This is a genomic window from Antrihabitans stalagmiti (assembly GCF_016482825.1).
GTDB classification, from domain to species: Bacteria; Actinomycetota; Actinomycetes; order Mycobacteriales; family Mycobacteriaceae; genus Antrihabitans; species Antrihabitans stalagmiti.
On the sequence record NZ_JAEMNV010000004.1, the window covers coordinates 450,244 to 470,846 of the forward strand.

Below are 20,603 nucleotides of genomic sequence, written 5' to 3' on the forward strand. Positions count from 1 at the left end.
CTACGTGTCAGTCGATGGGTTGGCAGGCCCGTTGAGAGGGCTCGAGGACGCGACCCGTTCCAGCGCGCGCAGATCGTTTTCCAGCGTTCGAAACACCCAGTAGACGCCGACGAACGCAATCGCGCTGCCGACGCACAGCACCCGGATGGGAACGATCACCTCGGCCAGGTCGTCGGGCGGAATGAACGTCGCTCCCGCAACACCTATCAGCGGCACGGCCGCGGCGACGGCGAGGTAGAAAGTGCTGCGCCGATCGAGCAGGCGCAGCATCGTCGCGTCGTCGTCGCTGATGGCACCGTGTGGAAGGAAGATCGGATACAGACACCGCACGGCGTAGAAGTTCACGAGAAAGAACGGGTAGGCCACGGCGATCGCGCCACATACGATCTGCGTCGCGAAGAAGTGGATGTAGGTGCCGGTGGCGATCTCGGTGCCGGTCACAGCAAGTGTGGCCGGCACACCGATTCCGGCGATCACCCATAAACAGAAGCAAGCCAACGCATTTCGATGACCGAGCCGCAACGTGTCCGCACGCGCGCTGGCCAAGGCCGCGGCATCGTAGGACCGGCCTTTCCGTAGACCGAGCGAGACGAACCAAAGGTGATAAAGGAAGACGTTCGTCGCGATGAAGCCGAGCAGAAACGCGATCGAGTAGGTCCACAGCGTCAGTTGGGTGAAGCGTTGCTGCGCATCGTCATCGAGTTTGCTGATGATCAGCGTCGCGTTGTGGTTGTAGCCGTATGCGATTGCAAGTGCATTGGGAACGGCGATCGCGAGCGCCATCACCGGCAGCGCCCACAACCGCAACCGCAGTCGCCAACTGCGCGGGGGTGGATCGACGAGATCTCGCGCGTGCGCGTCGAGACACACGTCGAGTTGCTGAGCCATTTCGTTCCCGGTCGACCAACGATCCGCGGGCTCGGGCGCCAGCGCCTTCAGCAGTACTCGCCGCAGGGCCGTCGGACAATCGGCGGGTAGATCGTCGGGAGCGGGATGGCGTCCGTCGCGGCGGCGCCGCAGCATCGCTTCGAGTGTGGTTCGGTCACCTGCCTGCGCGACGTCGCTGTCGTCGAACGGCTTGACGCCTGTCAGAAGTTCCCACAGCACCACAGCCAACGAGTACAGATCGCTTCGCGTGTCCAGATCCGCAGCGCTGACCCCGGAGTCGGGTTGCACGACGGAAAGTTGCTCTGGCGACATGTACGCCAGCGACCCGCCGAAGTAGGCGACAGGACTCGAACCCGACACGTTGCCGCTGAAACTGATGTTGAAGTCGGCAAGCTTCGGCACACCTTCGGCCGTCAGCAGCACGTTCGCCGGTTTGACGTCACGATGCAGCACACCGTGGCGGCCTGCGTAGTCGAGAGCATCCGCCAAGCGCCGACCGAGCCATGCAACGGTCTCGGGCCAGGAGAGTTCGGCCAGTTCGGTGCGCACGCCTGGCTCACTCGGGCGGATCTCGCCCTTGTCCGCTAGGCCCGCGTCGATGACGTCAAGCAGCAAACGCCCCGACCGCTGCTCGACCGGTGTCGTACGAACCTTCTTCAGCACGTCGAGCAACGTTCCGCCGGGAACGTACTGCATGTAGAGCAGCCGCAGCTTCCGTCCCTCGAGCACCCGCTGATCGAAGACTCGAACGATGTAGTCGTGATCGAGTTGGGCGAGCGTCTGCGGTTCGGTGCCGTGGTCCTCGGAAATCTTGACGGCGACGAGTCGCTGCATCGACCGTTGCCTTGCCAGAAATACCTTCGCGAACGCGCCACGGCCGAGGCTCGTCATGAGGTCGAAGTCGCTGACACGCTGTCCGACGTCGACTTCGTCCAGTGCGATCGGGTTCCCCGAGTGCGCTATGAGCGTGCCTTCGAAATCTCCGGTTGTCAGGATGGACGACAGTTCGTCGGCCTGCTCGGGGAACTGCTCGGTGTACTCGGCAGCATCGACGGATTGCCCGCTGCGACGCCGGACGATGAACTCCTCGTAGATCAAATCGGGAGGCAGCGGCATCGCACGCAGTTCCGGAAGTTCGTCGCAGTACTCGGCGAGACGCTTGTGGCGCTTGCCGTGGCGATCGGCGCCGAGCCACCGGTGTTCGAGGTCGATCTTGACGAGTTCGATCATCGTGACGCGGCGGATCGCGGGCGACTGCGGAATGTAACTGATCAGATCGGGGGGTGTATCCGATGCAGTCAGTCCGTTCCAGGCGGCGGCGAAACGCTCGACGACGTCGGCCAGCACGGTCCGCGATTGCCCACCGACAGGCTCCGCGGCGTCGGACGCCGCGGTCGGTTCGGTCGATCGAGCGGTGTGAATCCCGGTACCGGGAACCATTCTGCAGATGCTATCGGGGCAGGGGAGGTTGCATCGCGATTGCCGGCGATCGGGGCTGTCGCAACCCGGCTGGGAACCTCTCGTATCGCGTGGACGTTGTAGTCGTGAGCGAGTGCGGCACTTATCCGGCGAGACCGCCTGCTATCTGGACACCGAACCTTCGCGGTAACCTGGTTTCCTCCGGCGGGAAAGACCGAAACACTCGATGATCCGAGTTCACGCGAAAGGACTGGCCATCGCGGCCGACGCTGTATGAACCGCAAGACTGTGTTTCGAAACCTGGCGATACTTGCCGCCGTCCTCCTTGCCGTCTACGCATTCAGCTACTTCGGTAACGACACACGTGGCTGGCAGAACGTGGACACCTCCGTCGCGCTGTCGCAGCTGAAGGACAAAAACGTCGACGAGGTGCAGATCGACGACCGCGAGCAGCAAATTCGCCTGAAGCTCAAGAACGGTAACGACGCGACGGACGGCAAGACCCAGGTCATCGCGAAGTACCCGAACGCGGCGTCGGGCGACGTCTTCCGCGCCGTGCAGGATTCCGGGGCAAGCAAGTTCAACACCGAGGTCAACGGCGAAAGCTGGGTCAGCTCGCTGCTGCTGTTCGTGCTGCCGCTCGTGATTCTGCTCGGGTTGTTCATCTTCGTTATGGGCCGCATGCAGGGTGGCGGTCGCGGCGGGGTGATGGGCTTCGGTAAGTCGAAGGCGAAGCAGCTGACGAAGGACATGCCGAAGACGACGTTCTCCGACGTCGCCGGTGCCGACGAAGCTGTCGAAGAGCTCTACGAGATCAAGGACTTCCTGCAGAACCCGGCGCGCTACCAAGCACTCGGCGCGAAGATTCCACGGGGCGTGCTCCTGTACGGCCCACCCGGAACAGGTAAAACGCTTCTTGCCCGCGCGGTCGCAGGCGAGGCGGGCGTTCCGTTCTTCACCATCTCCGGCTCCGATTTCGTCGAGATGTTCGTCGGTGTCGGCGCGTCGCGTGTGCGTGACCTTTTCGAACAGGCGAAACAGAACAGCCCCTGCATCATTTTCGTCGACGAGATCGATGCGGTCGGCCGTCAGCGCGGCGCAGGCCTCGGCGGTGGGCACGACGAACGCGAACAGACGCTCAACCAGCTGCTCGTCGAGATGGACGGCTTCGGTGAGCGCACCGGCGTCATCCTGATCGCCGCCACCAACCGTCCCGACATCCTCGATCCCGCGTTGCTGCGGCCAGGACGTTTCGATCGCCAGATCCCGGTCGGCAATCCCGATCTTGCCGGCCGCAGGTCGATCCTTCGGGTGCACTCGAAGGGCAAGCCGATAGCCACCGACGCAGACCTGGACGGTTTGGCGAAGCGGACGGTCGGCATGTCGGGCGCCGATCTGGCGAACGTCATCAACGAGGCCGCACTGCTCACCGCGCGCGAAGGCGGCACCGTGATCGTCGGCGATGCGTTGGAGGAAGCCGTCGACCGAGTGATCGGCGGGCCCCGTCGCAAGAGCCGGATCATCAGCGAGCACGAGAAGAAGATCACGGCCTATCACGAAGGTGGCCACACCCTTGCCGCGTGGGCGATGCCCGATATCGAGCCCGTCTACAAGGTGACGATCCTGGCCCGCGGGCGCACGGGTGGCCACGCCATGACGGTGCCCGAGGACGACAAGGGCCTCATGACGCGTTCGGAGATGATCGCGCGCCTCGTCATGGCGATGGGTGGGCGAGCAGCCGAGGAATTGGTGTTCCACGAGCCGACCACGGGTGCCTCGTCCGATATCGATCAGGCGACCAAAATTGCTCGCGCGATGGTGACCGAGTACGGCATGAGTGCGAAGCTCGGTGCTGTCCGTTACGGCCAGGAGCAGGGCGATCCGTTCCTCGGTCGGTCGATGGGTGTCGCACCGGACTACTCGCACGAAATCGCACGCGAGATCGACGAGGAAGTGCGCAACCTGATCGAGGCCGCACACACCGAGGCCTGGGCAATCCTCAACGAGTACCGCGACGTGCTGGATATCTTGGCGACCGAGCTCCTCGAGCGAGAAACGTTGCACCGCACGGACTTGGAAGAAATCTTCGGCGACGTCGAGAAGCGTCCTCGGATCACCGCGTTCAACGATTTCGGCGGTCGTACGCCGTCGGACAAGCCGCCGGTCAAGACACCACGCGAACTCGCGACCGAACGCGGCGAGACGTGGCCGCCCGAGTTGCCGCCGACGCCGAGCGATCCGTCGCAACTGCCGCGGCACGCTCCGGCGAACGGCTATCACCAGCCTGCAGCGGTTCCGGGTGGCGGCTACGGTCCGCCACAGCGGCAGGCACCGCAACCATCACGTCCCGACTACGGTGCACCTGCTGGTTGGTCGGCCCCCGGCTGGCCGCCGCAGGAAACCGACGAACCTCACGGTCCGACACCGGGGGATCGGTGGACGCCGGGTCAGCATGGCTATCAGCCAGGTCAGCCACCTCGACCGCCGCAGGGCAACGGTCCTTCCGGACCGACGCATGCCTGGAATCCGCAGCCAGGTGGCCGGCACGACGGATCGGATCGATACGGCCCGAACGGCGAACCTGAATCCTGGGAAGGCCCGAACGGGCGGCACTAGGGTCCGGCCTAGGGTTTAGCCGCAGGGCTCTATTCGAATGCTCGACCGTCGGATGCTCGGCCTGACGACAGGCCCTGACGCCGAAGGAGAGCCACAAACTGGAGGTGGTGTCACTTGGCGCTCGAGCAACTCGACAGCAACGGCAGCGCCGGCGAATTCGCCGAGGCACTGCAGACCGGCAATCCTTTCGACCAGCCGCGGGCCGAAGCGGCCGTCCGCGAGCTGTTGCTCGCGGTCGGCGAGGATCCGGATCGCGAAGGGCTGAAAGACACGCCTGCGCGGGTCGCTCGCGCCTACCGCGAAATGTTCGCAGGCCTCTTCGTCGAACCTGCAGAAGTTCTCAACACCACGTTCGACGAAGGTCACCAGGAGTTGGTGCTGGTCCGCGACATCCCGCTGTACTCGACCTGCGAGCATCACCTCGTCGCGTTCCACGGGGTCGCGCACGTCGGGTACATCCCCGGCACCACCGGCCGCGTCACCGGGTTGTCGAAGATTGCGCGCGTTGTCGATCTGTACGCCAAGCGACCGCAGGTCCAGGAACGGCTGACGAGCCAGATCGCCGACGCCTTGATGCGGAAGTTGGATCCCCGCGGAGCGATCGTCGTTGTCGAGGCCGAGCATCTCTGCATGGCTATGCGCGGAATTCGCAAGCCGGGAGCCAGTACGACGACCTCGGCGGTGCGTGGACTCTTCCAGTCGAGCGCGGCCTCACGATCCGAGGCCCTGGACCTGATGTTGCGCAAGTGAGCAACCTGCCCGCGGCGCGTCACGATCGTGGTCTCGTCGTGATGGGTGTTCTGAACGTGACGAGTGATTCGTTTTCCGACGGTGGCCGGTATCTCGATCACGACGCGGCGATCGCGCACGGTGTCGAGCTCGCGGCAGCAGGCGCCGACATCATCGACGTCGGCGGCGAGTCGACGCGGCCAGGAGCCGCACGCGTCGATCCAGCTGTCGAAGCAGCGCGAATCGTCCCCGTGATCGAAGATTTGGTGGCTGCCGGCATCCGTGTCAGCGTCGACACAATGCGGTCGACGGTCGCCGAGGCTGCGATTTCCGCTGGTGCTTCCGTGGTCAACGACGTATCGGGGGGCAGGGCGGATGCCGGGATGAAGAACGTCGTCGCGGCGGCGAAGGTGCCGTGGATCCTGATGCATTGGCGTTCCGCGGCGGACTATGTCCATACCGGTTCCGCCGAACATTACGACGATGTGGTTGCCGAAGTCCGTGCCGAACTGCTGGTGCAGTTGGATTCGGCCGTAAACGCAGGAGTCGATCCGGCTGCGATCGTGCTCGATCCCGGCCTCGGTTTCGCGAAGAATGCCGACCACAACTGGGCTCTGCTTGCCGCATTGCCCGAGCTCACCGGTCTAGGTTTTCCGATCTTGATCGGTGCGTCGAGGAAACGCTTCCTCGGCAGCCTGCTTGCCGAAGACGGGATGATTCGGCCCCCCGACGGCCGCGAGACAGCGACGGCTGTCGTGTCGGCACTGGCAGCGGTCAACGGCGCGTGGGGTGTCCGGGTCCACGACGTCGCAGGCACAGTCGACGCGCTGCGAGTCAGCGCCGCCTGGCGTGCCGCTGGGGAAGGCGCGAACCATGTCTGATCGCATCGAACTCGTCGGGCTGGAGGTTTTCGGCCACCACGGGGTGTTCGACCATGAACGCCGCGACGGCCAACTGTTTCTCGTCGACATCACAGTCTGGTTGGACATGTCGCACGCAGCGGTCACCGACGACCTTGCCGACACCGTCGACTACGGCGGTCTTGCTGCTCGTGCAGCCGCGATCGTGGCAGGTCCGCCCCGGAATCTGATCGAGACGGTTGCCGTCGAGATCGCCGAGGACGTCATGACCCTCGAACTTGTGCACGCCGTCGAGGTAATGCTGCACAAACCGGCCGCGCCGATCCCACTCACCTTTGCCGATGTCCGCGTCGTCGCTCGCCGATCTCGCAAAGGTGCTCGTCGCAGCACTGACGATCCAGGACTGCTCGAGTGAGCAGAGCGGTGCTGTCGATCGGTTCCAACATGGGCGATCGAGTGCAGAATCTGCAGTCGGTTCTCGATGCCTTCGGAGCGTCCGTCGTCGATGTTTCACCTGTATATACAACTGCGCCGTGGGGCGGTATCGATCAGGACGACTTTCTCAACGCGATACTCGTTGTCGACGATCCCGCTGTCGATTGTCTCGGCTGGCTGCACCGCGGTCAGCAACTCGAGCAGGCCGCCGCGAGGACGCGGACCGTGGTGTGGGGCCCTCGCACGCTCGATGTCGACGTCGTCACCTGTGACGATATTCGTAGCGACGACCCGGAGTTGACGTTGCCGCATCCGCGCGCGCACGAACGCGCGTTCGTCCTCGTTCCCTGGATCGACGTCGAACCCGACGGTGTGCTCGACGTCGGTGGCGTTGCCACACCTCTGACGCAGCTACTCGCTGCCCTGCCCGACGACGAACGTACGGGTGTAGCCGCCACAGAACTTGTGCTGCAGCTTCGAAGGCGGGCGCAGTGATGAAGCCGACACGGATACCCGACCTCGTTGTATTGCTCGTCTTTGCCACCGCGGCGACGTGGCTGCTCGTCCGAGTGTTCTACGGCCAGCTACCGCCGATTCCGGTCTACGCGGGAGCGTCGTTGTATCCGGTCGCCGTGGTCGAGGTGATTGCGGCGTTCATCATTCGGTCGCGTGTCAACAACCACGAGATCGGTGACGGCCTCCGTCAGTTGCACCCGATTACCGCAGCACGCGCAGTAGCACTCGCCAAGGCGTCCGCGCTGGTAGGCGCTGCGAGCGCCGGGGTATGGCTCGGCTTCCTGCTTTACGTGTTTCCGCAGCGCGACACGCTGAGCGCAGCCGTCGCCGACAGCACGGGTGCAATCGTCGGGCTGGCCGCGGGAGTTGTTCTCGTCGTTGCCGCACTGTGGCTCGAACACTGTTGCAAGGCACCGGAGGACCCGCCGGACGAGCCGGCACATTGATGCTCGAGGCGTCCGTCAACGCCGAAATCGGTCGCCTCTGCACGACTACCGAGCGGCGGAATCGCCGCACCGCTCCACGGTTCTAGACCTCGCGACGGCTACCCTTGGCGTCATGACGTCCGCTTCCCGCACCAAGTCGCCGCGTCGCGGCCGACGCAGCGCGGGCCAGCTGATCCTGGCGGCAATGCTCGGATTGGGCCTGATCGCGAGCATTTTTCTGATCTTCGCCGACAGCGTGCAACTGCTTCGCGTCGGAGTCGTCGCCGCTGCGTGGGCCGCCATCGTCGGCGGTATCGCGATGACGAAATACCGTCGAGAATCCGCTGTCGACAAGGCAAAGGCCCGCGATCTGCAGACGGTCTACGAGTTGCAGTTGGAGCGCGAGATCTCCGCACGACGCGAGTTCGAGATGGGTGTCGAGGCGCGCGTACGGAGAGAAGTTCGTGCCGATGCCGAAGAACTCGCCGGACTCCGTGCCGAACTTGTCGCGTTGCGCGCGAACCTGCAGGTCCTCTTCGACGGCCAGTTGCCGTCGGAACGCGTCGCCCTGCGTGCCGATTCGACGCGGGTCCAGGAATTGGCGAGTGGCCAGGACGGCGACTATCCGAATTATCGGGAACCCCGTGCTAGGGATAGTCAGAACGGCCGCGACGTTCCCGTGTTCGATCGCAATCGTCCGCCGGACCCCGCCTACGTTGCCGACAACAACCAACGACCGCAATTTGCGACGCCGTACGACGAGCCGGTCACCGCAGAGGTCGCAGCCATCCCCGAGTTCGGTCCCATGCCAACCACGCCGGCGTCGGCGCCCGAGCCGCCTATCGTTACCACTCCCCAGCAGCACCTGCCGCAGGATGATGCAGCCGACACCGCGCCCGAACCGTTTGTCGAGCCTGAGGCGGAGTTCGAGCCAGAGTTCGAGCCTGACGTCGACGCCGAGCTGCCGTTGCTACCCGAGCCTGCCGCGGGCTCACGACGTCGTCGCCGTGCCGAAGCTGAGGCCGCTGAGGTCGACGGTATGGCGCCGAAGAGCATCTCGGTCGCCGAACTGATGGCGAATCTTCGGTCGGAGACGGTCGGCAGCGAGGGTTCCGGTCGTCGTTCACGCCACGGCCAGTGAGCTGTAGATCACTCTCCGCTGCATAGCTTCGGCGATGTTCTAGCCGATATCCTGTGCGAAGGACGTCTGGTACCCGCCGAGCGGGACTGGAACGAACGAGAGGACAGCGTTGACCTCCTATGGGTTGACCTCAGCGAGCCACGTCGGTGGCCCAGCACCTGCACGATTGACGGTAGGAATCGTCTCGGCAGGTCGCGTCGGAACAGCTATCGGTGCCGCTCTCGAACGCGTCGGCCATATCGTCTTCGGAGTTTCCGCAGTGTCGAGCGCTTCGGTGCACCGCGCCGAGACCCGGCTTCCGGAATCGCGAATTCTCCCGATCGACGAAGTGGCCAAGCGAAGCGAACTGCTCGTTCTCGCCGTCCCCGATTCCGAACTTGCAACGATCGTCAGTGGTTTGGCGTCGACGGGCGTTGTGCGCCCGGGTGCACTTGTCGCGCATACGTCCGGTGCAAACGGCATCGGCGTCCTTGCGCCGCTGACCGCACTCGGTGCGACGCCGCTCGCCATTCACCCTGCAATGACCTTCACCGGCCACGACGAGGACACCGCGCGCCTCGCCAACGCTTGCTTCGGCATCACTGCAGCTGACGAAATCGGTTATGCGGTCGCGCAATCGTTGGTAATCGAGATCGGCGGCGAACCGGTCCGCGTCGCGGAGGCCAACCGAACTCTCTACCACGCGGCTCTCGCCCACGGCAGCAATCATCTCGTCACGTTGGTGGTGGACGCTGTTGCGGCACTTCGGGTTGCGTTGGCGGGTCAGGAACTGCTCGGTCAGCAGACCATCGACGAACAGCCGAACGGTGTCGCAGAACGTATGCTCGCGCCCCTGCTTTCGGCGGCGCTGGACAATGCGCTGCGACGCGGACAGTCGGCATTGACCGGCCCCGTCGCCCGTGGCGACGTCGCTGCGGTCGCGGCTCACCTCGCGGTGCTCGAAGCCGCCGATCCAGACCTGGCAGCCGGCTATCGAGCGATGTCGTTGCGTTCGGCACAGCGCATCGGTGCCGGTGCGGAACTGATCGACCTGTTGGAGGAGGGGAGATGACTACAACAGCTAACCCGTTGCAGGGTGCCTTCGTCCCGGGTGAACTGACGGTTCATCACGATCCGAAAGTTGTCACGGCTATCTCGAACGCGCTGCGCGGCGTCGGTCGAAGTGTCGCGCTGGTTCCGACGATGGGAGCGCTGCACCGCGGACACATCGAGATCGTCCGGCAGGCCAAGCGCGCCAATTCGGTTGTGATCGTGTCGATTTTCGTCAATCCACTGCAGTTCGGCGCAGGGGAGGACCTCGACGCGTATCCGCGGACGCTCGATGCCGACATCGCGATGCTGCGCAACGAAGGTGTCGAGGTTGTATTCGCACCATCGGTGGCCGACATGTATCCGGACGGCCGTCGCACGATGATCCATCCGGGCCCGGTCGGTGCTGATCTCGAAGGTGCAAGCAGGCCTACACATTTCGCGGGGATGCTCACCGTCGTCGCGAAACTGCTGCAGATCGCCCGACCGACCAATGCCTACTTCGGCGAGAAGGACTACCAGCAGCTCGCTTTGATCCGGCAGCTGGTCCGCGACCTGAACTTCGACGTTCGGATCGTGGGAGTCCAGACCATTCGCGAAGCAGACGGCCTCGCGATGTCCTCCCGCAACCGCTATCTCGACCCGGATCAGCGGGAAGCCGCGACTGCGTTGTCGGCGGCACTGCTCGCAGGCGCGAGCGCGGGCCCCAAGGGTGCCGACGCCGTGCTCGCTGCGGCTCGGTCGGTGCTGGCGGCGGTGCCCGAGTTCGAGGTCGACTATCTGGAACTTCGTGGCGCCGACCTCGGTCCGGCGCCGGAGAACGGCCAAGGTCGATTGCTGGTCGCGGCCCGTATCGGTACCACCCGTCTTATCGACAACGTCGGTGTCTCGCTCGGTATCCGGACAGAGGATCCGCAGACCGGCGACCACGCACAGTCCAACCCACTCAGCAGTTCCACCCACTAGGAAAGGGCCAGCGATGTTCCGGACCATGATGAAATCGAAGATCCACCGCGCGACCGTAACTCATGCCGACCTGCATTACGTGGGGTCGGTGACCGTCGACCGCGACCTGATGGAGGCAGCCGATCTGCTCGAAGGCGAGCAGGTCTGCATTGTCGACATCACCAACGGCGCGCGCCTCGAGACCTACGTCATCACCGGCGAGGCGGGTTCCGGCGTGATCGGAATCAACGGTGCTGCAGCGCATCTCGTCGCGCCTGGCGATCTGGTGATTCTGATCGCGTACGGCACGATGAACGAGCAGGAAGTGCGCGACTACAAGCCACGGGTTGTGTTCGTCGACGAGGCGAACAAGCCTGTCGAACTCGGGTCCGATCCGGCTCACGCGCCGGCCGGTTCCGGATTGATCACTCCCCGTACGCTTTCCGTAGTCTGACCGGCGCCGGTAGATGCTGCTCACGATCGATGTTCGCAACACGAACATCGTCCTCGGTCTGTTCACCGGCTCGGGATCGCACTCGAAGCTGGTGCGGGACTGGCGTATGCACACCGACGCCAGGATCACCGCAGACGAGCTTGCGCTTGCTCTGAGAGGCCTGCTCGGCAGCCATATCGAGGGAATCACCGGTGTGTCAGCACTTTCCACGGTTCCGTCGGTGCTGCGCGAGCTTCGTACGATGTTGCGAAAATACTGGGGTCACGTACCGCACGTTGTCGTGGAGCCGGGTGTTCGCACCGGAGTGCCGTTGCTCGTCGACAACCCGAAGGAGGTCGGCGCCGACCGGATCGTCAACAGCATTGCGGCACATCACCTCTACCGGACGCCCGCGATCGTCGTCGATCTCGGAACAGCGACGTGCGTCGACGTGATTTCCGCCAAAGGTGAATTCCTCGGGGGCTGCATCGCCCCCGGGGTCGAGATCTCCATGGATGCGCTTGTGCACAGCGCATCGTTGCGTAAAGCGGAGTTGCTGCGGCCGCGATCGGCAGTCGGCAAGAACACTGTCGAATGTATGCAGGCTGGAGCGGTATTCGGTTTCGCGGGAATGGTCGATGGACTCGTCAGGCGGGTCAGGGCGGATCTTCCCGGCTTCGAAGGCGACGACGTCGCTGTGATTGCCACCGGTGACAGTGCACCGCTGATCATCCCGGAGTCCGACGTGATCGCCCATCACGAGCCGGACCTCGCGCTGGAAGGCCTGCGCCTGGTCTACGAGCGCAATCTCGCCAAGGGCCGCCTGCGCAACGCTTAGGTTTCTCCCGCTCAGGTTTGTGACCGTAGGTGCTACACTTTTCTGGTGATTACCCGCATGAGTGCCCAGGAGTGTTGTCGAGGCTGACCTCTGCCTTGACCAACTAACACTTCCTGGAGAAACCTCATGCTCTCCGCATCTTCTGTGGAAACACGTGTATCTGCTCGTCCCGCACCGCACGCCTCCCGCGACGTCTCCGATCGCGTTATCGCTTCGGCGCTTCCCACTCGCCTGCGCCCGGCCGACCTGCTGCGGCTCACCGACGAAGGCGCTGTCGACGTCCTCAACGGGCACTACGACCACCTGCTGCCATCGGGTGGGCAGTGGCCGACGGGCAATCGCTGGGCAGTTCGCCTCAGCTCCGACGACGACGTCGACGTGTGGCTGATCAGCTGGGTTCCCGACCAATCGACCGAACTGCACGATCACGCGGGCTCCCTCGGCGCACTGACCGTTCTCAGTGGTGCGTTGTCCGAATACCGTTGGACCGGTGCGGAACTGCGACGCCGGACCCTGAGCGCAGGCGACCAGGCCTCGTTCCCGATCGGGTGGGTGCACGACGTGATGCGTGCTCCTGATGTGCCAGGTGGTTCCGACGTTTCCGAACCGACGCTCAGCGTCCACGCCTATTCGCCACCGCTGACTGCGATGTCCTACTACGAAGTTGCCGACGGGCAGCGATTGCGTCGCACTCGGACCAAGCTCACCGACATGCCAGAGGGAGATCTGTAGCGATGACACGAAAGCTTGCAGAACAACGACTTTCGATCGACGAGATGCTGGAGCAGGCGCGTGAGCAGCTCACCCGCATCTACGCATTCGAGCTACCCGAGGCGGTTGCGCGCGGCGCGATTCTGGTCGATATTCGACCGCAGGCGCAGCGGGTCCGTGAAGGCGCGCTTCCCGGCGCACTGGCCATCGAGCGCAATGTGCTCGAATGGCGTTGCGATCCAACCAGTTCGGCTCGGATCGCGTTGGCGGTCGATCACGACGTCGAATGGATCGTGGTGTGCTCGGAGGGGTACACGTCGAGCCTGGCGGCGGCTGCCCTGCAGCAGCTCGGCCTACACAGGGCGACAGATCTGGTCGGTGGCTACAAGGCGATCCAAGCGGCAGGCCTACTTCAAGTCGCTTCGGGTGCAGCCCATTTCGACCGGGTGTCCGAGACCGTCGTCGCAAGCTGACGGCCCCGGACGCCCGGGCGGTGGAGCGGTTTCAGCCGAGTGCGGCGAAGAACTCACGGATATCGCCTACCAGTAGGTCCGGAGTTTCGAGCGCGGCGAAGTGCCCGCCGACCTCGAAGTCGCTCCAGTGCACGATGTTGTGCCCTTCCTCGGCGTAACGGCGGATGGAGACGTCTTCGGCGAATGCGGCAACGCCGGTCGGAACGTTCGACGGGACCGGCCATTCGCCGCCGTGTGTGCTCTCGTAGTACATGTTCGCCGACGACGTCGCGGTGCCTGTGAACCAGTACACCGACACGTCGGCGAGAATCTCGTCGCGCGAAACAGCGTCCTCGGGAAGCGCTTTGGTGCTGTTGGTCCATTCCTTGAACTTCTCGACGATCCACGCGAGCTGACCGGTGGGGGAGTCGGCGAGTCCGTACCCGACCGTTTGAGGCCGCGTTGCTTGAATCTTGAAGTAGCCGTCCTGCTCGGCCGTCCAATGGCCGAGGCGTGCGATTCGTTCACGCTCGGTCGCCGTCATGTCCGCTAGGTCGTCGTCCGACACCGGGCCGAGGGGGATGAAGCCGAACGTCGCCGCGTTGACGTGCACGCCGATCACACGGTCGGGTGCGACACGACCCATATCGGGCGCGACGAAGGCGCCGTAGTCGCCACCTTGAACGCCGTATTTTTCGTAGCCGAGCATGCTCATGAGCTGTGTGAAGGCCTTGGCGTTGCGCATGCTGCCCCAGCCGCTGTCGGAGAGGGGAGTCGAGAAGCCGAAGCCGGCCATCGAGGGAATGACGAGGTGGAAGGCCTGGTCGGGGTCCAATCCGTGCGCACGAGGATCGCTGAGCGGACCGATGACATTGAGGAATTCGACCACCGATCCCGGCCACCCGTGCAGGAGTACCAGCGGCGTCGCATTGGGCTCGGGGGAGCGGACGTGGAAGAAATGGATGGTCTGCCCGTCGATCTCGGTCAGGTATTGCGCATGCTGGTTGAGTCGCTCTTCCGCTGCGCGCCAATCGAATTCGTTACCCCAGTAGGCCGCAAGTTCCTTCAGGTAGGAGACGGGAACGCCACGTTCCCACTCGGCGCCGGGGAGTTGCTCGGGCCAACGGGTGTTGGCGATACGGGCCTTCAGATCCTGGATCGCCGCTTCCGCGATCTCGACTCGGAACGGACGGATCTGCGCGCTGGACTCTGTCATTGTGCTGCTCCCCTGAATTGAACGGATCATTCCGTTCAAGAATAACTGAACGGATCATTCCGTTCAAGGGGTAAGGTCGAGGAATGTCAGAGCAGACATCGCACTCTCGGCGCGGCCGGTTCGCCGAGGCCGAACGCAACGACGCGACGATTCTGGACGCAGCGCGAGAAGTGTTCGTGACGGATCCGTCGGCACCGATGTCGGCTGTCGCGAAGCGCGCAGGCGTCGGAATCGGTGCGCTGTACAACCGCTATGCAGGCAAGGAGGACCTCCTCGCCACCCTGTGCTCCCGCGGGCAAGACAAGTACCTCGAAGAGGTGGAACGTGCTCTGAGCAGCGACGCGGACCCCTGGGATGCCTACGTCGACTTCCTGCGCCGCATCGTCGAGGCCGATACGCACTCACTGACCGTCAGGCTGGCAGGCACCTTCACTCCGACAGCCGAACAGCTGGACAAAGCAGAACGAATGTTGGCTCTCGGCGTCGAATTGTTCGAGCGAGCCCAGGCGACAGGACAATTGCGATCGGGCGTCACGTATCTGGACGTGTCCTACCTGCTCGAGCTAATCGCGAAAAGCGCACTCGGCGACAGCGCCCGGACCGCCGAGCTACGCACGCGGCAACTGGCCGTGATCATCGACGGACTGCGGAACACCGGTGGCGACGAACTGCCGGGGACCCCGCCGACCTGGGAGGAGCAAACCGCCCGCTGGGTACGGGAGTGACTACCGATAGGCTGCGTGGTCGTGAGTGATACGAATACGCCGCCCGTCGACGACACCCCCGAGCAGATCAGGGTGCGTCAGGCCAAGCGCGACCGACTGCTCGAGCAGGGCCGTGAGGCGTATCCGGTCTCGGTTGCTCGTACCCATACGCTTGCCGAAGTTCGCGCGCTGTACCCGGACTTGGCCGTCGACATCGCAACGGGGCAAACCGTTGGCGTTGCGGGCCGAATCATCTTCCTGCGCAACACCGGAAAGCTCTGCTTCGCCACTTTGCAGGAAGGCGACGGGACGCAACTGCAGGCCATGATCAGCCTCGCCGGTGTAGGCGCAGAATCGTTGGCGGACTGGAAGTCCGACGTCGACCTCGGTGATTTCGTATTCGTTCGTGGCGAGGTAATCAGTTCGCGGCGTGGCGAATTGAGCGTTCTAGCCGATTCGTGGGAGATGGCAGCGAAATCGCTACGACCACTCCCGGTCGCGCACAAGGAAATGAACGAAGAATCGCGGGTCCGGCAACGCTATGTCGACTTGATCGTTCGTCCGCAGGCGCGCGAAATGGCGCGCAAGCGGATTGCTGTTGTGCGTGCGCTCCGAAATGCACTGGAGGCACGTGGTTTTCTCGAAGTCGAGACACCGATGCTGCAAACACTGCACGGCGGTGCGGCGGCCCGTCCGTTCGTAACGCATTCGAACGCACTCGACATCGACTTGTTCCTGCGGATCGCGCCCGAGCTATTTCTCAAGCGGTGTGTGGTCGGTGGCATAGAGAAGGTCTTCGAGATCAATCGGAACTTCCGAAACGAAGGTTCCGACGCGACGCATTCTCCGGAATTCGCGATGCTGGAAACCTACGAGGCCTACGGAACCTACGACGATTCCGCGAAGATGATCAGGGAATTGATACAGGAAGTTGCTCAGGAGGCGCTCGGAACTCAGGTCGTCACTCTCGCCGACGGCACCGAATACGATCTGTCGGGCGAGTGGACGACGGTGCAGATGTATCCGTCGTTGTCCGAAAGCATCGGAGTCGAGGTCACCCCTGATACCAGCGTCACAGAATTGCTCGAACTTGCCGAGCGCGTCGGACTGGAGATTCCCGAAGGCAAGGGGTACGGCCACGGCAAACTTGTCGAAGAGTTGTGGGAACACCAGTACGGCGACAAGTTGCACGCCCCTACTTTCGTTCGCGATTTCCCTGTGGAAACGTCACCGCTGACTCGTGCGCACCGATCCGTTCCCGGTGTCACCGAGAAGTGGGACCTTTATGTTCGCGGTTTCGAATTGGCAACGGGCTATTCGGAATTGGTCGATCCCGTGGTGCAGCGCGAGCGTTTCGTCGATCAGGCTCGCCTGGCGTCGGCGGGTGACGACGAGGCTATGGTTCTCGACGAAGAGTTCCTCGCTGCAATGGAGCACGGAATGCCGCCTACGACCGGAACGGGTATGGGAATCGACAGGTTGCTGATGGCGCTGACCGGACACGGAATCAGAGAAACCATCTTGTTCCCAATTGTGCGGCCGACCGCGCGCTAGCCGCCTTTGCGGAGTCTTTCGACCGCAAGCGAGTGGTCTTTATTGCATTCGCATTATCTTTGTCGTGGAATATCTCGCAATAGGGGTACTCTAGGCGCGAGTAGTAGGCCTGCAATGGAGGCCACTCCATTCGAGAGGAAAGTCACCCCATGGCTAAGAAGGTCACTGTCACGCTCATCGACGACGTGGACGGCGAAGCGTCGGCGGATGAGACCGTTGAGTTCGGTATCGACGGCGTCTCCTACGAGATCGACCTGTCGTCGACAAACGCAGCCAAACTGCGTTCACAACTCGACCTGTGGGTTTCGAGTGCGCGCAAGGTGAGCGGCCGTCGCCGGACCCCCAAGCCTGCGATTGTGGCCAGCGGCACAAAGAGCCGCGTTTCCGTCGACCGCGAACAAAGCGCAGCAATTCGTGAATGGGCTCGCCGAAACGGACATAAGGTATCTGCCCGCGGCCGCATCTCCGCAGAAATCACCGACGCCTACAACAAGGCGAAGAAGTAGCACCACTCGAAACTCCCACCTCGGGCCGAGTCGATCTTGGGTATCGACTCGGCCCGAGCTGTGTTTTCTACGAGAAATCCAACGCTTCCGTCGCAGCGGTCGATTGTGCGTGCGTCGGTTTCGTTCCACCACCGATCGCATAGACCGTATTACCTACCGCCGCGACCGCAAGACCGTGTCGTGCCGTATGCAGTGCGGGGAACGTTGCCCAGGTCCCCGTTGCCACATCGAATGCCTCGACGGTGCCGAGCACCCGCGTCGGTTCCTCACCGCCGACGGCAACGATGCGTCCGTCGACGTACACCGCTCCTAGCCCGCCACGCGGGGTCGGCATGGCCGCCAGCGTCGTCCAGGTCCGGGTAGCCGGGTCGTACCGCTCCACTGCGCCCGTGTTCTTGTCCGACGACAAATCTCGTCCACCGAGTGCATAGAGGTAGGTTCCGTCGGTAGCCGCCGCGAGATGCTCGCGTGCCGTAGGAGCGCCGGGGGCATCGCGCCACGCAGTGCCGTCGAATACGGCGGTTGTCGTGGAGAGCGTGCTGTTCGCCTGACCTCCCGTGACGATGATCTGATCACCGACGACAGCGGCCGCTCCTGCTGCGCGTGGTTCCGGCAACCTCGGCAGTTCGACCCAGGCGCCGTCGCGGAGAACGAACACCCGGTCCGAGGTCGTCGCGGTCAGGTCGTGGCCCTGCGGTTCCCAGCCGCCGATGACGACAAGTTCACCCCTGTAGTCGACGGCCATCGGGTGATTGAGCGCGATAGGTAGGTCGGGACCGGACTTCCACGTGTCGATCGCCGGGTCGTAGCCCTGCACCTTTCCTGTCGAGCCCTCGTTGTCGAGACCGCCGAACACCCAGATGGTGCCGTCGGACATGGCCGTGGCCGACTGCTGCCTGGCAAGGCGCGCATCATCGAGTTGCCGCCACGCTTCGGCCGGTTGTGCCGAACGTGCAGGCAATGCGAGCGCCTCGGTCGTCGCGATCGACGCCGCATGTGTCGGCTTGCTCGCACCGCCGATCGCGTAGATCCAATTGCCTACCGCTGCAACCGCCAGACCGTGCCGTGGTGTGTGCATCGGCGGAAGCGCGGACCACGATCGGGACACGATGTCGTAGGACTCGACTGTGCCGAGCACCCGGGTCGGTTCCTCGCCGCCGACCGTCATGATGCGGCCGTCGACGTACACCGCGCCGAGTCCGCCGCGCGGCGTCGGCATGGCGGGAAGCGAGGTCCACACCTCCGAGGTCAGGTCGTACGCCTCCATCGCTCCGGAGTTCTTGTCGGCCGACAGGTCTCTGCCGCCGACCGCAAAGACCGACTTACCGTCCGTTGTCGCAGCGAGATGCTCACGCGGTGTGATGACGCCGGGGGCAACACGCCAGGCCGTGCCGTCGAAGATCTCGGTTGTGGTCGACAGCTGCTGGTCTTCCCACTGGCCGCCGACGACGACGATCTTGTCGTCGACCACAACCGCGGCGCCGGCAGCGCGCGGTCGGGCAAGCTTCGCGATGTCGACCCAGGCGCCGTTGCGAAGTGCGAACACCCGATCCGACGTCTTCGCGGTGAGATCGGCGCCGCTCGGCTCCCAACCGCCTATGACGATCAGCTCGCCCCGGTAGGCGACTGCCATGGGGTGATTGAGTGCGAGGGGCAGATCGGGTCCGGACTTCCAGGTGTCGATCGCCGGGTCGTAACCCTGGACCGCGGCGGTCGACCCGTTGTTGTCGAGACCGCCGAAGACCCAGATCGTGCCGTCGTCGACGACCGTCGCGGACTGTTGACGAGCGAGTTTCGCGTCTTTGAGCGATCGCCATTCCAGCGGCACGGCTGCGGCAACCGTCGACGGTGCCGAGGACGCGCTCGACGCTATCGGCGAACCGGTCGAGTCGTTGCGGGCGAGCACGACTCCACCGACCGACGCGGCGACGACCAAGGCGGCAACGGCAGCGACCGCGAATGCCAGGCCGCGCCGTTTGCGCTCGGCACCAACGGGATTGGGGGCCCGATGGTGAGGGCCCGATGCCGCAGCGGGTACCGCGTGCTGAGTCGAGGGTCCGGACGGCTGCCCGAAGGCAGCGTCGTAGGGCAGCACCGGCTGATAGTGCGGACCTGATCGATGGCTCGGTCCGGAGTGTCCGGTAGGCGGCGCAGTGAAATATTCGGTCACCTCGTCGTCACCGGATGGCAGCGCCATCGCCTCGACCTTGAGGCCGTGCTGCTGCTGCGCCTCGCGTAGTGCGTTGCCGAAATCGGCGGACGTCTGCCATCGACCTGCCGGGTCGTCCGCCATCGCCCGCTCGATTGCGCGGCAGACGTCGTCGGGAACCCCGTTGGGTCGTAGGTCCGGTATCGGCGTCGTGCTGATTCGCAGGAACTGAGCAATCAACTCTTCGTCGGTTTTGCGTTCGTAGGCCGCGCGGCCCGCGATCAACGCGAAGATCGTCGCACCGAGCCCGTAGATATCGGCGGCGATCGTAGGTGGCCTGCCCTTGAGTACCTCGGGCGCGGTGTAGGCGAGCGAGCCGGTGAACGCGCCCGTGGCAGTCTCGAATCCGCCTGCGATGCGGGCGATTCCGAAGTCGGTCAACTGTGGTTCACCGTAATCACCGACAAGTACGTTCGCCGGCTTGACATCGCGATGCAGGGTTCCGCCCTCGTGGGCGGTCTGGAGCGCGCCGGCGAGTTTGACGCCGATCCGGACGGCGTCAGGCCACTCGAAGTTGCCGTCGCGGCGGACGCGGGTGGCAAGGGAATCCTTTGCGAGATAGGGCATCACGATGTACGGACGGCCCGTTGCCGTGACACCGAGCTGCAGGATGTTCACGATGTTCGGATGGCCCGAAAGTCGGCCCATCGCATAACCTTCGCGCAGAAATCGCTCGCGGTTCTCCCTGTCGAGGTCCGACGACAGCAGCTTGATCGCCACGGTGCGGCCGAGCGCGGGTTGCCAGCAGCGGTACACGACACCGAAACCACCGCGGCCGACCTCTGTTGCGCCTTCGAAACCGGCTGCGGCCAGCTCGGATTGAAGGCTCGGGTCAGCGGGATGACTCGGATCGCCCTCGTAGCCGGTCAGTGTCTTGCCTCTCGTAGCGGTTCTCGGGTGGTGGACTCGTGAGTTCTGTGTGAATCCATTGTGAGGGCGCAACCGGCTCGCAGGGGGTGCGGATTTGCCCCTCCTAG

The 20,603-nt window shown here is 64.0% G+C and carries 19 protein-coding genes; 16 read left to right on the plus strand and 3 right to left on the minus strand.

What is annotated here, in order from left to right; all coding sequences use genetic code 11:
• Window positions 1-2,328 carry a serine/threonine-protein kinase gene (locus JGU71_RS15045; protein ID WP_199704942.1) on the minus strand — a complete coding sequence of 776 codons (2,328 nt, stop codon included), beginning with the start codon at window positions 2,326-2,328 and terminating at the stop codon, window positions 1-3.
• Between the two features lie 252 nt (window positions 2,329-2,580).
• Between JGU71_RS15045 and ftsH the strand changes: the two genes are divergently transcribed.
• The 13 genes from ftsH to JGU71_RS15110 all read left to right on the plus strand — a co-directional run bounded on the left by ftsH (window position 2,581) and on the right by JGU71_RS15110 (window position 13,458).
• A complete protein-coding gene (gene ftsH / locus JGU71_RS15050) occupies window positions 2,581-4,923 on the plus strand; it encodes an ATP-dependent zinc metalloprotease FtsH (protein WP_199704943.1) in 2,343 nt (780 codons plus the stop codon).
• Between the two features lie 114 nt (window positions 4,924-5,037).
• Window positions 5,038-5,673 (plus strand): GTP cyclohydrolase I FolE, encoded by a 636-nt coding sequence (folE, locus tag JGU71_RS15055; protein WP_199704944.1) that lies wholly within the window; start codon window positions 5,038-5,040, stop codon window positions 5,671-5,673.
• Window positions 5,674-5,714: 41 nt separating this feature from the next.
• Window positions 5,715-6,533, plus strand: a complete 819-nt coding sequence (gene folP / locus JGU71_RS15060; protein ID WP_199705318.1) for a dihydropteroate synthase — start codon at window positions 5,715-5,717, stop codon at window positions 6,531-6,533.
• On the plus strand, window positions 6,526-6,927 hold the full coding sequence (gene folB, locus JGU71_RS15065; RefSeq protein ID WP_199704945.1) for a dihydroneopterin aldolase: 402 nt from the start codon (window positions 6,526-6,528) through the stop codon (window positions 6,925-6,927). Before folP ends, folB begins: the two co-directional genes overlap by 8 nt.
• Window positions 6,924-7,442, plus strand: a complete 519-nt coding sequence (gene folK / locus JGU71_RS15070; protein ID WP_199704947.1) for a 2-amino-4-hydroxy-6-hydroxymethyldihydropteridine diphosphokinase — start codon at window positions 6,924-6,926, stop codon at window positions 7,440-7,442. Before folB ends, folK begins: the two co-directional genes overlap by 4 nt.
• Window positions 7,442-7,909, plus strand: a complete 468-nt coding sequence (locus JGU71_RS15075; RefSeq protein WP_199705319.1) for a DUF3180 domain-containing protein — start codon at window positions 7,442-7,444, stop codon at window positions 7,907-7,909. The genes folK and JGU71_RS15075 overlap by 1 nt, the downstream gene beginning before the upstream one ends.
• A gap of 112 nt (window positions 7,910-8,021) precedes the next feature.
• Window positions 8,022-9,029, plus strand: coding sequence for a DUF6779 domain-containing protein (locus JGU71_RS15080; RefSeq protein WP_199704949.1), 1,008 nt, complete (start codon window positions 8,022-8,024; stop codon window positions 9,027-9,029).
• A 109-nt stretch (window positions 9,030-9,138) separates the two neighbouring features.
• Window positions 9,139-10,080, plus strand: a complete 942-nt coding sequence (locus JGU71_RS15085; RefSeq protein ID WP_199704951.1) for a Rossmann-like and DUF2520 domain-containing protein — start codon at window positions 9,139-9,141, stop codon at window positions 10,078-10,080.
• Window positions 10,077-11,024: a pantoate--beta-alanine ligase gene (panC, locus tag JGU71_RS15090; RefSeq protein WP_199704953.1), complete on the plus strand. Its 948-nt coding sequence runs from the start codon at window positions 10,077-10,079 to the stop codon at window positions 11,022-11,024. Before JGU71_RS15085 ends, panC begins: the two co-directional genes overlap by 4 nt.
• A 13-nt stretch (window positions 11,025-11,037) precedes the next feature.
• Window positions 11,038-11,457 carry an aspartate 1-decarboxylase gene (gene panD / locus JGU71_RS15095; protein ID WP_199704960.1) on the plus strand — a complete coding sequence of 140 codons (420 nt, stop codon included), beginning with the start codon at window positions 11,038-11,040 and terminating at the stop codon, window positions 11,455-11,457.
• 13 nt (window positions 11,458-11,470) lie between these two features.
• Window positions 11,471-12,274: a type III pantothenate kinase gene (locus tag JGU71_RS15100; RefSeq protein ID WP_199704961.1), complete on the plus strand. Its 804-nt coding sequence runs from the start codon at window positions 11,471-11,473 to the stop codon at window positions 12,272-12,274.
• A 126-nt stretch (window positions 12,275-12,400) separates the two neighbouring features.
• The gene (locus tag JGU71_RS15105; RefSeq protein ID WP_199704963.1) at window positions 12,401-13,006 is read left to right on the plus strand and encodes a cysteine dioxygenase; all 606 of its coding nucleotides are present in this window, start codon (window positions 12,401-12,403) and stop codon (window positions 13,004-13,006) included.
• 2 nt (window positions 13,007-13,008) lie between these two features.
• A complete protein-coding gene (locus JGU71_RS15110) occupies window positions 13,009-13,458 on the plus strand; it encodes a rhodanese-like domain-containing protein (RefSeq protein ID WP_199704965.1) in 450 nt (149 codons plus the stop codon).
• 31 nt (window positions 13,459-13,489) lie between these two features.
• Here JGU71_RS15110 and JGU71_RS15115 read toward each other — a convergent pair whose 3' ends face one another.
• Entirely contained in the window at window positions 13,490-14,653 is a 1,164-nt protein-coding gene (locus tag JGU71_RS15115; protein ID WP_199704966.1) for an epoxide hydrolase family protein, read from the minus strand.
• Between the two features lie 83 nt (window positions 14,654-14,736).
• On the opposite strand from JGU71_RS15115, the gene JGU71_RS15120 reads away from it, so the two are divergent.
• The 3 genes from JGU71_RS15120 to JGU71_RS15130 all read left to right on the plus strand — a co-directional run bounded on the left by JGU71_RS15120 (window position 14,737) and on the right by JGU71_RS15130 (window position 17,417).
• On the plus strand, window positions 14,737-15,378 hold the full coding sequence (locus JGU71_RS15120; protein WP_199704968.1) for a TetR/AcrR family transcriptional regulator: 642 nt from the start codon (window positions 14,737-14,739) through the stop codon (window positions 15,376-15,378).
• 21 nt (window positions 15,379-15,399) lie between these two features.
• The gene (lysS, locus tag JGU71_RS15125) at window positions 15,400-16,911 is read left to right on the plus strand and encodes a lysine--tRNA ligase (protein WP_199704970.1); all 1,512 of its coding nucleotides are present in this window, start codon (window positions 15,400-15,402) and stop codon (window positions 16,909-16,911) included.
• A 149-nt stretch (window positions 16,912-17,060) separates the two neighbouring features.
• Window positions 17,061-17,417 (plus strand): histone-like nucleoid-structuring protein Lsr2, encoded by a 357-nt coding sequence (locus tag JGU71_RS15130; RefSeq protein WP_199704972.1) that lies wholly within the window; start codon window positions 17,061-17,063, stop codon window positions 17,415-17,417.
• 67 nt (window positions 17,418-17,484) lie between these two features.
• On the opposite strand, the gene JGU71_RS15135 is transcribed toward JGU71_RS15130, so the two are convergent.
• The gene (locus JGU71_RS15135; RefSeq protein ID WP_199705320.1) at window positions 17,485-20,496 is read right to left on the minus strand and encodes a serine/threonine-protein kinase; all 3,012 of its coding nucleotides are present in this window, start codon (window positions 20,494-20,496) and stop codon (window positions 17,485-17,487) included.
• Window positions 20,497-20,603: the final 107 nt, after the last annotated feature.